This is a genomic window from Chloracidobacterium sp. N (assembly GCF_018304765.1).
GTDB classification, from domain to species: Bacteria; Acidobacteriota; Blastocatellia; order Chloracidobacteriales; family Chloracidobacteriaceae; genus Chloracidobacterium; species Chloracidobacterium aggregatum.
Map to the genome: position 1 here is coordinate 1,807,482 of NZ_CP072642.1, position 15,132 is coordinate 1,822,613.

The 15,132-nt window shown below is 61.0% G+C and carries 12 protein-coding genes; 6 read left to right on the forward strand and 6 right to left on the reverse strand.

Annotation, left to right across the window (positions count from 1 at the left end; genetic code table 11):
* Positions 1–17 precede the first annotated feature (17 nt).
* The 6 genes from J8C05_RS07495 (at position 18) to J8C05_RS07520 (ending at position 8,127) form a co-directional block, all read left to right on the forward strand.
* On the forward strand, positions 18–761 hold the full coding sequence (locus J8C05_RS07495) for a hypothetical protein (protein ID WP_211421618.1): 744 nt from the start codon (positions 18–20) through the stop codon (positions 759–761).
* 4 nt (positions 762–765) lie between these two features.
* Positions 766–1,392 carry an ATP phosphoribosyltransferase gene (gene hisG, locus J8C05_RS07500; protein WP_246840680.1) on the forward strand — a complete coding sequence of 209 codons (627 nt, stop codon included), beginning with the start codon at positions 766–768 and terminating at the stop codon, positions 1,390–1,392.
* A 187-nt stretch (positions 1,393–1,579) separates the two neighbouring features.
* Complete coding sequence (gene leuS / locus J8C05_RS07505) at positions 1,580–4,114, forward strand: leucine--tRNA ligase (RefSeq protein WP_211421620.1); 2,535 nt, start codon at positions 1,580–1,582, stop codon at positions 4,112–4,114.
* 44 nt (positions 4,115–4,158) lie between these two features.
* On the forward strand, positions 4,159–5,106 hold the full coding sequence (locus J8C05_RS07510; protein ID WP_211421621.1) for an alcohol dehydrogenase catalytic domain-containing protein: 948 nt from the start codon (positions 4,159–4,161) through the stop codon (positions 5,104–5,106).
* Positions 5,107–5,263: 157 nt separating this feature from the next.
* Positions 5,264–6,829 carry a nitrogenase component 1 gene (locus J8C05_RS07515; RefSeq protein WP_211421622.1) on the forward strand — a complete coding sequence of 522 codons (1,566 nt, stop codon included), beginning with the start codon at positions 5,264–5,266 and terminating at the stop codon, positions 6,827–6,829.
* A 50-nt stretch (positions 6,830–6,879) separates the two neighbouring features.
* Positions 6,880–8,127, forward strand: a complete 1,248-nt coding sequence (locus tag J8C05_RS07520) for a glutathionylspermidine synthase family protein (protein WP_211421623.1) — start codon at positions 6,880–6,882, stop codon at positions 8,125–8,127.
* Positions 8,128–8,146: 19 nt separating this feature from the next.
* Here the strand turns inward: J8C05_RS07520 and J8C05_RS07525 are convergent, their stop codons facing one another.
* The 6 genes from J8C05_RS07525 to J8C05_RS07550 all read right to left on the reverse strand — a co-directional run bounded on the left by J8C05_RS07525 (position 8,147) and on the right by J8C05_RS07550 (position 15,014).
* Positions 8,147–9,592 (reverse strand): aldo/keto reductase, encoded by a 1,446-nt coding sequence (locus tag J8C05_RS07525; protein ID WP_211421624.1) that lies wholly within the window; start codon positions 9,590–9,592, stop codon positions 8,147–8,149.
* Between the two features lie 91 nt (positions 9,593–9,683).
* Complete coding sequence (locus tag J8C05_RS07530; protein ID WP_211421625.1) at positions 9,684–10,055, reverse strand: roadblock/LC7 domain-containing protein; 372 nt, start codon at positions 10,053–10,055, stop codon at positions 9,684–9,686.
* Entirely contained in the window at positions 10,052–12,715 is a 2,664-nt protein-coding gene (pilQ, locus tag J8C05_RS07535; protein ID WP_211421626.1) for a type IV pilus secretin family protein, read from the reverse strand. Before pilQ ends, J8C05_RS07530 begins: the two co-directional genes overlap by 4 nt.
* A 229-nt stretch (positions 12,716–12,944) precedes the next feature.
* Positions 12,945–13,661: a hypothetical protein gene (locus tag J8C05_RS07540; protein WP_211421627.1), complete on the reverse strand. Its 717-nt coding sequence runs from the start codon at positions 13,659–13,661 to the stop codon at positions 12,945–12,947.
* Positions 13,662–13,760: 99 nt separating this feature from the next.
* On the reverse strand, positions 13,761–14,342 hold the full coding sequence (locus J8C05_RS07545) for a type IV pilus inner membrane component PilO (protein WP_211421628.1): 582 nt from the start codon (positions 14,340–14,342) through the stop codon (positions 13,761–13,763).
* 15 nt (positions 14,343–14,357) lie between these two features.
* Positions 14,358–15,014 carry a PilN domain-containing protein gene (locus J8C05_RS07550; RefSeq protein ID WP_211421629.1) on the reverse strand — a complete coding sequence of 219 codons (657 nt, stop codon included), beginning with the start codon at positions 15,012–15,014 and terminating at the stop codon, positions 14,358–14,360.
* Between the last annotated feature and the right edge of the window lie 118 nt (positions 15,015–15,132).

Here is a 15,132-nt window from a genome sequence, read left to right on the forward strand (position 1 = left end):
CTGTGGGGACTCCACACATGATGCGTAACCCGATGTTGGCTGCCTTGGCCATGCTGCTGCTTGGGCCGTCAGGTCCGGTAGCCCAAGAAACCGGCCCGAATCGTCCGAAAACTGCCCCCGGCAGCGGAGCGCCGCGCACGACCCCATCTGCACCCCAGTCCAAACCGCCGGCCCCCAGGCCAGCCGGACAGACACCAGCGGAGACAGAAGCCGCGCCCAAACCCAAGCCCATGCACGAAACCCTGCGCGGCTACCTGCGCCAGATCAAGGGCGTCCGGCTGGAGCGTGCCGACAAAGACCCCAACACCATCGTCAGCCACTACACCGCAACCACCGGCGAAACCTTTGACATCGTGGTGATTCATTCGCCGCGCAAGAAAATGGTCGGACTGTATTCCTATGCGTTTGGCAACGTTGCCGAGGCCAGGAACGCCAACGACCTGCGCGCGCTGTTGCTCAATGCCAACGAAGCCCTGGCCTTTGGGAGTTTCTTTGTCGATCGCGAGCAGGACATTGGGCTGAAGTGGTCGCTGCGTACCGAAACACCGATTACGTTCGAGGCGTTCCAGACGGTGTACCTGGGACTGGCTGCCGCCGCCAGGGAATACGGGCCGCAGATTGCCGACTGCATGAAGGACAAAGCGAAGGAAGGGGAAAGCGATTCCACTCCTCCCCCACCACGCGATGACGGAGAAAACGGCGCCGACAGCCCGGCGCCTTCCAAAGTCACGCGCGAGCGGCGCGTGCGCAATCCGCAATAACGCCGTGCTGACGCTTGCCCTGGCCAAAGGCCGCCTCCAGGAAACGACCCTTGCCCGGCTGGAGCAGGCCGGTATCGTGCTGCCGCCGGAGCAACTCGACAGCCGGCGGCTCGTTCTGAACGATGTGCGCGGCGAGTACCGCTTTCTGCTCGTCAAACCGGGTGACGTGCCGATTTATGTTGAACACGGCATTGCCCAGGCCGGGGTCTGCGGGCGGGATGTCCTGCTCGAACAGGAACCGGACGTGTATGAACCGCTCGATCTGGGTTTTGGCCGCTGTCGGCTCGTGGTGGCCGGCTTCCCTGACACGCCCTGGCGGGAAGCCAACCATCTGTCAAAACTCCGCGTGGCCACGAAGTACCCACGAATCACGCAGCGTCATTTCCAGGCGCGTGCCACGCCGGTGGAGATCATCCCGCTGAGCGGTTCGGTTGAGCTGGCCCCGGTGCTGGGGCTGGCCGACTGCATTGTGGATATTGTCGAAACCGGCCGCACCCTGGCCGAAAACGGGTTGGCCGTTCTGGAGGACATCGCACCGGTGAGCGCGCGTTGTATCGTCAACCGGGCAGCCTTTCACCTTGCCCGCCATCAGGTGACGCGGTTGCTCGAACAACTCGCCCCGCCAGCTTGAATCAGGCGCGACCTTATCAACGGGCTGGCTGCACAGAAACCAGTCTCTTTTGGCGAGTGTTCTCCCCGCCGGGACGGCTTACCTTTACCCTTCCGCCGCTTTGGGTCATGCTTTTTGGCGTTGAAACCTGACCACACCATAAGCGCTACCGGGTCAACGCTCGACTCAGGAAACCGGTTTTCCCTCTATGCACGAAAAGTACCAACCACACGTCGTCGAAGAAAAATGGCAACGGATTTGGCGCGAGCAAAACACCTTTGCCGTCCGTGATGATGGCCGCCGCCCGCGCTACTACATGCTGGAAATGCTCCCGTATCCATCCGGGCGCATTCACCTCGGGCACGTACGCAACTACAGCATTGGCGATGCCGTCGCGTGGTACAAACGGCTTCAGGGCTATGACGTACTGCATCCGATGGGATGGGACGCCTTCGGACTTCCGGCCGAAAACGCCGCCATCAGGCAGGGTGCGCGCCCTGACGAGTGGACCTACCAGAACATTGCCGCCATGCGCACCCAGCTTCAACGGCTGGGCTTCAGTTATGACTGGAGCCGCGAGATTGCGTCCTGCCAGCCGGAGTATTACCGCTGGAATCAGTGGATGTTCATCGAGCTTTTCAAAAAGGGACTGGTGTATCGCAAGCGGGCGACGGTCAACTGGTGTCCGAAGTGCAACACGAGCCTGGCCAACGAACAGGCGGAAGGGGGCTACTGCTGGCGGCATCCCGACACGCCGGTGGAGCAACGGGAACTCGAACAGTGGTTTGTCCGCCAAACACACTACGCCGAGGAACTGCTGGCCGGCATCGAGGGGCCGCTCAAAGCCGGCTGGCCCGGACACGTGCTCAAGCGCCAGCGCGACTGGATTGGGCGCAGTGAAGGGGCCGAAGTGGACTTTGCCCTGGCCGAGGCCCCGGCTATCACCGTGCGCATTTTCACGACCCGGCTGGACACGATCTATGGCGCGAATGCCGTCATCATCGCGCCGGAACATCCCCTGATGGAGCAACTGCTTGAACGCTCGCCCGTGCGGAGTCAGGTCGCGGCTTTCGTGGCGCGGATCACGGCGCAGTCGTTGCGCGAGCGGACGGAATCGCGGGAAAAAGAAGGTGTGGAGACCGGTCTCCATGCCATCAATCCCTTCAACGGGGAGCGGCTGCCGGTCTGGACGGCGAATTTCGTTCTGGCGCAGTATGGAACCGGCGCACTGATGAGCGTTCCGGCGCACGACGAACGGGACTTCGAGTTTTCACGCAAGTACGGGCTGCCCATTCGCCGGGTCGTATGGGATACAACGCCCAGTGATCCACAGTCCACACTGAAGATTTCAACCGTGCCCTTCATGGATGAAGGTGTACTCGGCTCCGACTGCGGGCCGTTTTCCGGCCTGACCTCGGCCGCAGCGCGTCAGGCCATGGCGCACCATGCCGAAACCCACGGATTCGGGAAACGCACGGTTGTGTATCGGCTGCGCGACTGGGGCATTTCCCGGCAGCGCGCCTGGGGCACGCCCATCCCAATGATTCACTGTGACGCCTGCGGGACCATCTCGCCGGAAAAGGAAGAAAACCTGCCTATTACGCTGCCGCCGGACCTGGATTTCTCAGTCGGCGCACCGCTGGCAACCCATCCGACGTTCACAAAGGTGACGTGCCCCAACTGTGGCGCTCCGGCCCGGCGCGACACCGACACCATGGACACCTTCGTGGACTCCAACTGGTACTACTTCCGCTACTGTGATCCCCACAACGACCGGCGTCCCTTCGACCGGGAGATCGTCCAGCGCTGGCTTCCGGTGGATTTCTACATCGGCGGCGACGAACACGCCGTCATGCATCTGATCTACACCCGCGCCTGGACGATGATGATGCGCGACCTGGGGCTGATTGACTTTGGTGAGCCAGTCAGGCGGCTGCTCACTCAGGGGATGGTCATTCTCAACGGGGCGAAAATGTCGAAGTCGCTGGGGAACATCGTGGACCCGGACGACATGATCCGGCGCTACGGGGCGGACGCCACGCGGCTGTCCATCCTGTTTGCGGCCCCACCCGAACGGGAAGTAGATTGGAAGCGGGTTACGGATGAATACGGCGAAGATGACTACCCGGCGGCCGAAGGTGCCATGCGCTATCTGGCCCGGGTCTGGCGGCTGGTTCACCGGTGGCGTGACCGCTGCCGTGGCGTCACGGGGCTGCCGGCGACAGTCTCTCCGGCGGCAGAAGCAGCGCGGCGCGCCACCCACCGGGCGCTGGCGCGGGCAACGGAGGCGTTCGAGCAGGGACTACGGCTCAATGTCGTCGTCGCCACGTGCATGGAACTGACCAATGACCTCTACGACTTCGACACGGCGGTGGGTGAAACGACGGAGACCACGGATGCTCAAACCATGCGTGAAGGTCTGGAGGCAGTGGTGCTGATGTTGACGCCGCTGGCCCCGCACATTGCCGAGGAACTGTGGCAGGAACTGGGTCACACGACTTCGCTGGCTCAGGCACGCTGGATGACGTATGACCCGGAGCTGGCCCGCGAACCGCAGTTGGAAATTCCGGTGCAGATCAACGGTAAACTCAAAAGCCGGATTCTCGTCGCGCCGGACATCTCCGATGCCGACCTGGAAGCCGCGGCGCTGGCCGATGAGCGGATTCGCGCGCTGACCACGGATAAAACCGTTGCCAAGGTCATCGTTGTTCCCAAACGGCTGGTCAACCTCGTCCTGCGGTAGGGTTTTCATCCGGCAGCGACACCTGCCTGAAAGGTTTTTTGTGTATGGATGCCATTGTTTTCTATGCCCCGCACGAAATCGGGCTGCAATCCATTCCCCTGCCTCCGATGACACCGACTTCGGTGCGGGTCGCCACGAAGCTGACCTCCATCAGCGCCGGCACGGAGCGGATGACCCTTGAAGGGCGGCTGCCCGGAATGCCCCAGCTTCGGTATCCGCTCATTCCCGGCTATGAGAACGTAGGTGAGGTCATCGAAGTCGGCGCGGATGTTGACCCGGCACAGTTTCAGGTGGGCGACCGCGTGTTCCTGCCCGGCACGGTTCGCTACGAGGGGTTTTTCTCGGTTTTTGGCGGTCAGGTTTCGGAATCGGTCAACGATGCCAAACGTCCCATCAAAGTTCCGGCTGGCATCTCGAATGAAACGGCACTGCTGCTTGCGCTGGGGGCCACGGCGCACCACGGCATACGGGACCTGGTTGCGCCCGGCACCCGTCCGTCCATTCTGGTGCTGGGGCAGGGTATCGTCGGGCAGTTGGCGGCGCGCATGCTGACCCAGTACGGCGCGGAAGTGACCATTGCCGATACGATTCCCTTTCGCGTCGGGCTGGGCGAAGCCGATCACTTCATCGTGGTCCATCAGGAAACGGATATTCCGTCGGACAGTTTCGATGTCGTCATTGAGGCGACCGGCAATGTGGGTTGTTTCGACACGGCCGTGCGCGCCCTCAAAAAGCACGGACATCTGCGCTCGCTGGGCTTTTACGAGGACGTCCGCTTTGCCTTCGGCCCGGCTTTCATCAAGGAAATCCGGCTCGACATTGCCGGCGAGTGGGATGCCGCCGACATGGCCGCCACCCTCCGGTTTCTGGCCGACCATGACGCGGCGCTGCACCAACTCATCACGCACCAGTTGCCGGCGCGCGATCCCAACCGGGCCTATACGGTCGCCCTGCGCGACCCGGAGTGTTTGAAAATCGCACTCACATGGTAAGTTGGTGACAAGGGTGGAGGCGGCGGCGTCCACCCTGAAATGTTTTTCTCAATGTTTTTTCACACCGGGCGACGTTCCCCAGCCCCATTTCTGCCTTGAAGGCGTCCGCAGCGGCGCCGGCGCGTTACCTTCTCACCTGACCGGGAGCGTTTCACCCATGCCATTGTCACAGGAAGTCGAAAACCTTGCCCAAACGGCGCTGCGTGCCGGACTCACGCTCAACGTCAAACGGGATGTGGACACCAGCAACGCCTTTTGGGGCGCTCTGTTCACCTTTGGGTGTCTGCCGGATTTGCAGGTCGTCATCAACGGCCCGGTCGGATGTTACACACTGCCCATCACTTCGATTCTCAACTACACGGACACCCTTCCCAACCTGCCAAACGTCATTTCAACCGATTTCACCGAACGGGAAGTCACACTGGATGGCACGAATCCCATTTTGCGGACGACCCTCAGCGGCCGCTCGAAGCTCAACCAAGGGCGGCGGGCAACCATCGTGCTGACGACCCAGGAAAGCGAACTCATCAGCACGGATGGTTTTGAGTCGGGGGCAAACACAGACGACGCCGTGGCGCAGTTTGACAGCCGGGCCCTCCAGGACGACGAATGGCAGGGGCGGGACGCTGCCCTGCTCTATCTCTACGAACACCGCGACTGGCTGCTTGCGTCATCCGGCCACGATGCCGAGGCCCTGCGCGCAGCCGCAGCCCGGCAGACGAAGCCACGGGTCACCATCATCGGCCCGACCTATGGCTGCTTCAACGGCTATTCCGATGTGGCCGAAATCGAACGGCTGGTGCGCGGCATTGGCGCGGAGGTGGGCTGTGTCCTGCCGCTGCGCGCCCACATTGCCGATCTGGCCACCGTGGATACGTGTGACGCCTGCATTGTCATGTACCAGGAATTCGGGGCCAGCCTGGCCACCCGGATGCAGAAACCCTATCTCTACGCCCCGTTTGGCATCCAGGATACGACGGCGTTTCTGCGTGAGCTGGGGCGGATGCTGGGCCTTCAGGCGGAAGCTGAGGCCTTCATCGCGCGCGAAAAGCAGACGACGCTCAAAGCCTTCTGGGACCTGTGGCGCAGTCCGCACCAGGACTTCTTCGGCACGTCAAGCTTTGGCGTTGCGGCGGGCGAAACCTATGCGCAGGGGCTGCGGCGTGTCCTGCAGGATGAGTTCGGCATGCGCCCCACGGTGGTGGCGTCGCGGCAGGCCAAGTCGGGGCCGCTGGCCTACAGCGCCAGTGACATCCGGCAGACCCTGCTCGACGACCCACCTATGCTGATGTTTGGCTCCATCAACGAAAAAATCTATATCAGCGAACTCGAGCTGCTGACCGGCTACATCCCGGCTTCCTTTCCGGGCCCCGTTGTGCGGCGTGCGACCGGGACACCGTTCATGGGCTATGCCGGGGTGGTGTATCTCGCCCAGGAAATCAGCAACTTCCTGTTCGAGCTGCTGTTCCGTCACCTGCCCGTCGAAAGCCTTGAACGGAAACAGGCGCAGGAAACGACCCTAGCCATCCCGGAGGCCGAAATTATCTGGAATCCCGATGCCGTGGAGCGGATGAACGTCGTGCTGAAGAAAGTTCCGTTCTTCGTGCGCATCTCGGCCAGCAAGAAACTCCGCATCGAGGCCGAGCGGGAAGCCGTCCAACGCCGCATCCGGGAAGTCACGCCGGACATCATTGACGATGTCGCCCGACGTTTTGCGCGCTAGGGTATCATCCTGACGCACCACGCCTACCTTGCGTCAGGGATGAGACTACAATGGATGACTATGCTGACTTTGCGCGCGCCGTCTATGCCACGGGCGTACTCTCTGATCCGTGGCTCTGGGGCGAGCCGCGCTTCCGTTTGCAGGGTGTGGTTATCTCCCCGGAGCTGGCCGCGCGGCTGGCTGAAGCGGCGGAAGCGGTCACATATCTGCATCAGGCGCTGGTTGAAATTCTGCTCGACGCCCCGGACGGCGTCACCTCCTTTTACCGACTCACCCCCTTCCAGAACCTGATGTGGCATGCCTCCGGGGGGCTGTGGCACGGCATGGCGCGCGCCGATCTGTTCCTGTGTACGGATGGTCACATCCGCTGCTGCGAACTCAACAGCGATACGCCGTCGGGTCAGCCCGAAGCGGTCTGGCTCAACCGGCTGCGCCAGGCCGCGCATCCCGGACTGGACGATCCCAACGCCCATTTCCCCACCCGCTTCGTTGCCATGCTGCATGAAAGCCATGCCAAACGTACCGAAGCACCACTGACACGGGTTGGCATTGTCTATCCAACCGAGCTGACCGAAGACCTGTGCATGATCACGGCCTTTTCCCAATGGCTCGAAGCAGAGAACATCCAGGTTATCACCGGATCGCCCTACAATCTGCGCCGGACACCAACCGGTGTGGCCCTGCTTGGGGAGCCGGTGGATTTGGTTCTGCGCCATTACAAAACCGACTGGTGGGGTGAACGGCTTCCGGTTTGGGCGGATGCGGAAGGCTACCCGGATGACGAACCGCTGACCGAACCACTGCTGGCGCTGCTGGATGCCGACCTGCAAGGCCAGGTCACGGTGGTCAATCCGTTTGGCGCGGTCATCACCCAGAACAAATTTTCGCTGGCCTTTTTCTGGGAGGAAATGACGCGCTTCCCGGCCGAAGCCCGGGACATCATCCGGCGTTTCATTCCTGAAACCTACCGCCTGGTACACATGGACACTGAACGCCTGCTTGACGAACGTGAGCAGTGGGTGCTCAAAAGCAACTACGGCTGTGAGGGCGCCGAAACGGTGTGTGGGGCCTTTGTCACACCGGAGATATGGGAAAAGACTGTCGAGCTGGCGCTGCCGGAGCACTTCGTGGTGCAACGTTTCTTTGAAGTCCAGGCAGATGCAGAAGGCTGGCTCCCCAACTATGGGGTGTTTGTGCTGGGGGGGAGTGCCGCCGGGTTCTTCACGCGGCTTTCCAGGGCGAGCACCGAATACAATGCCATCACCGCACCAACCTTCATCGGCCCCGGTTGCCTGTAAAACTTCCCGCGATCAAGTGTCACGGCGCAGCCGCCTGAAGCTGGATTGTCGCCGATTGCCGCAGGATCGACACGCCATCCACCGGGGGCAGATCGAGAACACCCAGCGCATCGGTGACATAGGCTTCCTGACGCATCCCCACAAGGACACAACTCAGGTTGGGCAGGCTGCGCAGGGTATTGATGGCCATCTGGCTGAGTGTTTGGCCGTCATCCGCATAGCCAAACGCGCGGAGCCGCTGCCGTATCTCATCCGACTGCGGCTGGGCCTGGGCGGCAGCAAAGTGTGCAACGCAAGCCAGCGCGTCATTGGCGAGTTCGATGAAACGCTCGCGCCAGCTTTGGAAAGCGGCTTTCTGACGGGAAGGCGGCGCAAGCTGTCCCAGCCACTGCTGCACCGGAGCAATGACCAACCGGTAGGCATTCTGCTCCCAGACAAGCGGCGAATCGAGGCGGGGCGCAAGCTGAAGCAGCCAGTCGGCCAACCCCTTCCCGGACATCAGGGGCAGTCCGAAATCAGCTACCAGAAGCGCCTCGTGATCCCGAAGTGGCGACAACCGTTGGGAGAGGTCATCCAACACCATCTGACTGCCGGGTGGGATGAAGTCCGCCAGCCGTACCAGACGTTGCCGGGCAAAGGCATTGAGCGGGCGATTGGCGAGCGTGCCCAGCCCGTGGGTGGCGCAAAATTCCAGGGGCGTGAGGTCATCGTTGTTGATTTCCGTGACGGCCCCGGTTTCAAGAAGATTGAGGGGAAACTGAACGACCCTGAAGTGATGGTTGGGCGTCACGGACTCGGCCTGGGCCAGACAGCGCGCGAGGCTGACATGTGTCGGGTCATCAGCCGACAGAGGAAAGTGATTCGACGAAATGCCGTAGAAGCGGATGACGCCGGCCGCAACTTGGGTTTCGAGAAAAGCAAAGGCTTCCCGAATCCGGCGGTAGAATTCCTCGTGATCGGCTGTCGTAATGCTGCGCTTGGCACAGGCCATCAGGAAGTATTCGGGATTGTGCAGCAGGAGGACATCGAGCGTGGCCACACCCATGCGTTCACGGCTGCGCTCGATTTGGGTGGCCAGGAATTCCGGGTGGATGCAGTGCCACAGCCCCGGGCCGTACCTGACGACTTCGGGAAAGTTGCGGCTCTGGGCCAAACGCATGTTGTCTCCCTGGATGTAACCGGCCTTGGTCACGAGAATCACTGCCGAACGGTCGGTCTCACGCAGGACACGTCCAATTGTGCGTTCGGCTCCACCGTCCGTGTAGTTGGCACTGGTGTCAATCAGATTCCCCCCGCGCTCCAGATAGGCCCGGAGTGCGGCTTCATGGGAGGGTTCGTCTTCCTCCACGCGATAGCAGCCAAAACCCAACGGGTGGCACCACAGTCCTGTCGTTCCGAGTGGCTTGAAGCCAGGTGGAGGCGGCGAACCTGCCGGCAGTGCGTGACCTTCGATTCGGGGGGACATAGCCAAGGCAAACCTCCGGGCAATAAAAAAGCCTTTGCAGAAGCAAAGGCAATGAATGGCACAAACCTTCCTGCCTTACCTGCGGGGCGTTTCAGATGAACTCCTTTTCGAGAAGCAGGTGGGCTTTGCGCAGCTCGAAGCGCGCGCGGCCAAGATTTCCGCCGGGACTGAGGGCGATGATGAGGAAGTATTCACGCCCAATAAGGCGCACCACCAGCAGAAACCTGTCCGACATCAGGGTGAGTTCGTTGAGCGCCCCAACCCCAGTGTCGGACGACATGCGCATCGTGTTGCGGAGGAGCGTGGCATGCGAGGTGGCAATCAACGCGACCCGCTCCCCCAAATCTGTTTTCGATGGAACTTGCGCCTGTTCGATGGCCAGCCCGTCAAGTCCCATGATGGCGATGCCGATGCTCCCCTCGACCCGCGCCAGAATCCCCTGGAGCAGCTCCGAAAAGGTCACGGTTGGCCTCCACTGGTTGCCGGCTGCGGTGAAGCCGGTGGCTCACCGCCTGAGAGGATGTTCTCCCCACGTCCAATCCGGGGCGTGATGAAGAACAGCAACTCGCCGGTCGTGCGCGACACGGCACGCCGCTTGAAGAGTTCACCCAGCAGCGGCAGGCTCGAAATGCCCGGTGTCCGAAACACGTCTGTGGTTTCAAGGTCATTGAGCACCCCACCGATGATGGTTGTACCACCATCAGGTACGATGACCTGGGTGGTGGCAGCGCGACGGCTGATGCTCGTAAAGCCGTTGATGGCCTGCCCCGGCGCGTCATTGGTCACAGAAACCCGCAGCAAAACATTGCCTTCGGTCGTGATCTGCGGGGTGATCGTCAGACCGATGTTGGCATTGACGAAGGTCACCGTCTGCGCCACCCCCACCCCGGCTGTGGCGATGAAGGGAATCTGGGTTCCGGAAACAATGCTGGCTTCGGCGTTGTTGAGTACCGTGACGCGCGGAGCCGCAATGGATTTGGCAATCCCCTTCTGCTCGTTGAGCGACAGTGTTGCGGATAGCAGAGCTGTACCGATAGGACCTGTGGTCAAGGCTAACACAGAAGAGCCGCCGCCGGAAATTCCCCCGCTGGCTCGGGGCCCAATAAGTAACCCATTTGCCAGTGAGTTGCCAGTGCCCAAAGGCCCATCAGTGCCAGCGAGGAATGTGCCTCCTGAAGTCGAAAATACGGCTGTCCGCCCCTGACGGGTCGTTGCCGCAGCAAAGAGCTGAACTCCGAGTTCGCGGGCAAAGTTACGCGAAGCAAAAACGATACGGGCTTCGATTTCCACCTGCGGCTCTGGCACGTCGAGACGCGCAATCACGTCGCGTACCTGTTCAAGGTAGGAAGGAATGTCGGTGATGATGACCGTGTTCGTCCGGGGATTGATGGAAATCCGCCCGGCCGGCGAAAGCGCCTGCTGAACAATGGTGACGAAGCCGATACCACCGAGCAGACCGCCCATAGGCTGCCCGCTCGGACTCTGAAGCGGGACACCACCAGCCGCCTGCTGCTGGGCGGCATTCTGGTCAACGCGCTCATATTTCAGCTTGAAGTACTCCGTCACCGTCGGCGCACTGTAAATTTCCTGAAGGCGCTGGTTGCGCCGGTTCTGCTCTTCTTGCGTGATGGCCGCTACCGTAGCCACCCGAACGATCAGTCCTTCGCGCCGGTAGGTCAGTTGGTTGGCGCGGAAGATGGATTCGAGGACCTGCGTCCAGGGCACCTGGTTGACCTTGAGCGTGACCGGCACTCTGCCAACAGATTTATCAAGGACGAAGTTCACGTCGTAGTTATCCGAGATAAACCGGAGAATGTCTGAAAGATCGACATTCGTAATGTCCAGACTCACCGGATCGCCTTGGTAGGAAGGATCGCCAAACTGGGCACCGCGGCCGCCCTGTGGGGCGCGCTTGCCGGATGGCGCAGGGGCGTTGGCAGGCGCACCGGACGGAGCAGCCGGGGCGGTTTTGCCTTTGGCTGTCGGTGCGGATGCAGCTACTGGAGGTGCGCTCCGGGCCGGCGGTACGGTCAACGCGGCTGGCTCCGGTTTTACACTGGTTTGGTGGGTCGGCATCACGGGTGGTTCGGCCGCGGCTGGTGTTTCAGTGGCAACCGAAGCGGTGGATACCGCCGGGGTGGCATCCGGGGCAGAAGCGGGCGCGGCGGCAGCCGTCGTGACTGGAGTCGTGACCGGATTGGCAGCGGGCTGGGTCGTTGTTGCCGGACGGTCGCCAAACTGCACGACCAGACCGGTTTCGGATTCAGAAACCGCGTAGGCCACCGCCTGCTTCAGGTCGAAAACCACGCGGGTGGTGCGCCCATCCGGCTCTCCCACGCGCACCCGGGTCACCACCTTGTCCTGACCGGTCAGCACACGCTTTTCGACCGCAGCCACGGTATCAAACAGGTCCACGACCAGGCGCGGCGGGTTCTGGAGCAGGAAATGGTTGTACTTGGCCTTAGCGGTCAGCCCCAACTCGGCCATCGTCGTCTGCTCAACTTGTGACAACGTCACCGACTGAAGCATCAGCGACCTGGCACCCGTAGCCTTGGCCGTCCGTGCCGCACCAGCTTTGCTGAAAACAACCGGCTGCGTGGGAGCGGACGCCGCTGCGCCAGCATCTGAATGACCAGTTGCCGGTGTGACCGATGGCGTACCCGCCGCTGTCGCCCCCCCTGCCGCTGCCGGGCTTAGCGGCTCAAACTCGATGACCAGGGTTTTGGCATCGTTTCGCAGATAGGAACGCACGTGGCAATCTTCGCGCAGGGTAATATCCAGCCGGGCCGTGGCCTCGCCGACCAGTCCCGCCTTGACGGCCACGGACGCCACCAGCCCCTGCTCAGCGCGATATTCAGGCTGCAACGCCGATGTGTCGGCACCATACAGGTCAATGGAAACCAAGCGCGGCTCTGGCTTCGATACGTTGTAATCCAGACGGGCGGTGCTCTGTAGCTGCACGCACGTCACACGCGACGCATCAGAACGCACATCAAGTGTCGAGACGACAACGGTTTCCGACGCCACTTCCGCAGCCCGGAGAGGTACGGCACCACACCATCCAAATCCACAGAGCAGGAACAGTGCCGCACCAGCGTAGGAGCGTTTCGGCAGGGATTTCATAACTCTCCTCCGATAAAAGAATCCATTTCCTTAGAATCTCGACCTGACCAAATAACCTACGTACTCTGAACGTGCAGGGAAGAAAGTCATCCAGGACCTGCCGAGCCTTTCATAGGCTGGCCGCTTTCCAACCCGCCTTCCCACGGGCCAGCCCACCGGACCGGCCCCACCACCTTCACCAGTTTCCGTACCGGGCACCAGTTTCCGTACCGGGTGACGGCAACGGGTGCTACTGACCGGCCGTGCGGCCCCCTCCCGGAGTTTTTGGAGCATAATCAAGAAAACGCTGCTTGGTGACGAGCTGCCCATTGCTCCGCACGATAATCTCCGAACACGTCACCCGCCCCACAACCTGGGCATCACCAACACCAAACGAACGGGGTGCACGCTGGATACTGATGACCGAGCCATTCCAGAACTTTGAGCCTTCACGCACGAACATGGTCGTGCCCAGCTTCTGGTCCTTGAGCAGGGCACCAAGGCCACGCTCCGTCGAGTAAATCCCGATGACGGTCAACTCCTCCACCAGGTACTTTTCCGATTCCGCCGGGGGAGGCTGCCCCTGCTCCAGACGACGGTCACGAATTTCACGCCATTTGGCTTCCCGCGTAGGGAAGTCAGGATAGGGAAGGTCTGTGACCGGCGGGCGAAACGGCTCCCGAACCTTGGCGCTGTCCTTGAAGGGATCGCCTGAACGACGGAACGGGTCACGCCCGGTTCCGGTGTAGTTTGGAGAGATAGCATCGGCAGGCGGACCCGAAGCCGTCCCACCCTGACTTCCCGGACCCTGATTTTCTGTGGATGACGACAACCCGGCCGTCGCCTTCCGGGCCACCGACGAGGGCGACTGGGCAAATGTCGTCCCCATCAGTCCCGGAAGCGCCAGGCAAGCCAGGCCGATGACAAACGTGGTTCGGCGTGTACGATAAACAGTGTGAATACCCATGGGGTTTTTCCTCGATGTTCGACTGACCTGCCCCCCCAATCCGCAAAAACCTTATGACTTCATCCGGTCTGGCACATCTGCCCAGACCGAATGCCGTTTCTACTTCGGCTCATCCTCAGTCCCCAGAATGTCCTTCTCCGAAGCAAAAAACGTCGTGAGCTGGTAGCTGGCCTCGATGGTCAGCTTCGGTGTCTGGGCGCTGGCCTGCCGGATTTCCACATCCGACACCCGGACGATGCGCTGGAGCGCTGCAATGTCGGCAAAAAGCTGGCCAATCTGGTCGTACGTTGTACCGGCTTTGATACTGACCGGCTTCTCATAATAGAAGCCTCGCTTCTGAACGTTACCGGGACGGAATTCACGGACGACCGCCGAACGCGCCTGCGCGATTCGCTGTAGCTGTGCCAGGGTTTCAGACAGGCGCACCTCTTCGGGGATGTTGGCCCGATACGCCTGCAGGTCACGCATGTATTCTTCGATCTTTTTCTTGTAGTCGTTGAGCTGCACGCGGACATTTTCCAGCTCGCGGACTTCAGCATCCAGTTTTTGTGCTTCCTTCTCATCCTTCTCGGCCTGGGCTCGCACGTCACTAAACAGGGTGAGGTCAATGAGGAAGCACACCACGAGAACCCCCAAAATGATGATGAGGATTTGCGCCCACAAAGGAATGCGATCAAGCATGGCGTGAACTCCTCGCTATTTTCCAGTTTGTGCCGCCTGGGCAGAACCCGGCGGTGCTGCCGGCTGAGGCGGGTTATAGTCACAGACGATTGTAAATTTCAGTGACTGCTGCTCGGTCGCATCCGGCAGGGTTTGGCCCGTCTCCTGGAAGGTTGGGTTGACATTGGTGAAGAGACCGTTCGAGCGAAGTTCGAGCTGTTGTGCAAACTCGGTGATGATGTCCCGGTTTTTCTTTTCCCGGTCCTTTTCAGCCCGGTCCACGACGCCCTCGATGGTGACACTGTTACCCCGCAGACTGATCCGCTCCAGCCGGACACCAGCAGGAATGCGCGCATTGACCTGAGACATCACCCCGACCGGGCCACGCCGCTCGGCATCAAGTTTTTTGATGATTTCCAGGCGTGTCTCCAGCAACTTTTTCTTTTTCTCATACTCATCCCGCTCTTTCTTGACCTGCTCCAGTTCGGCCTTTTGTTTCTTGGCCTGCTCCAGATGTTCCTTGGCCTTGCGGGCAAGATCGTTACTGTAAACACTGTCACCGAGGTAAAAGCCGAGCACCACCACGAGCGCAATGATCACCAGAATGATCTGCGCCACCCCCCGGACAGGAGCGGGGGCAATGGTAGGTGTCGGCTCGCTAACCGCACTTGTGGCAAGATTGATTTTCGGCATATTCAAAATGTTCGTCAGCCGGCATCAGATGCCCGACCGACTCCCTTTCTATCACGCCTGTGTCACGAGGCACGAGTTGGACCAGGTACGAACAAACTTTCCACGTGTTCCCCGGCTG

Excerpts from the sequence above, each read along its gene's own strand:
- J8C05_RS07495 (WP_211421618.1), top strand. The coding sequence starts at position 18 with ATGATGCGTAACCCGATGTTGGCTGCCTTGGCCATGCTGCTGCTTGGG.
- leuS (WP_211421620.1), top strand. The coding sequence starts at position 1,580 with ATGCACGAAAAGTACCAACCACACGTCGTCGAAGAAAAATGGCAACGG.
- J8C05_RS07510 (WP_211421621.1), top strand. The coding sequence starts at position 4,159 with ATGGATGCCATTGTTTTCTATGCCCCGCACGAAATCGGGCTGCAATCC.
- J8C05_RS07515 (WP_211421622.1), top strand. The coding sequence starts at position 5,264 with ATGCCATTGTCACAGGAAGTCGAAAACCTTGCCCAAACGGCGCTGCGT.
- J8C05_RS07520 (WP_211421623.1), top strand. The coding sequence starts at position 6,880 with ATGGATGACTATGCTGACTTTGCGCGCGCCGTCTATGCCACGGGCGTA.
- J8C05_RS07525 (WP_211421624.1), bottom strand. The coding sequence starts at position 9,592 with ATGTCCCCCCGAATCGAAGGTCACGCACTGCCGGCAGGTTCGCCGCCT.
- pilQ (WP_211421626.1), bottom strand. The coding sequence starts at position 12,715 with ATGAAATCCCTGCCGAAACGCTCCTACGCTGGTGCGGCACTGTTCCTG.
- J8C05_RS07540 (WP_211421627.1), bottom strand. The coding sequence starts at position 13,661 with ATGGGTATTCACACTGTTTATCGTACACGCCGAACCACGTTTGTCATC.
- J8C05_RS07545 (WP_211421628.1), bottom strand. The coding sequence starts at position 14,342 with ATGCTTGATCGCATTCCTTTGTGGGCGCAAATCCTCATCATCATTTTG.
- J8C05_RS07550 (WP_211421629.1), bottom strand. The coding sequence starts at position 15,014 with ATGCCGAAAATCAATCTTGCCACAAGTGCGGTTAGCGAGCCGACACCT.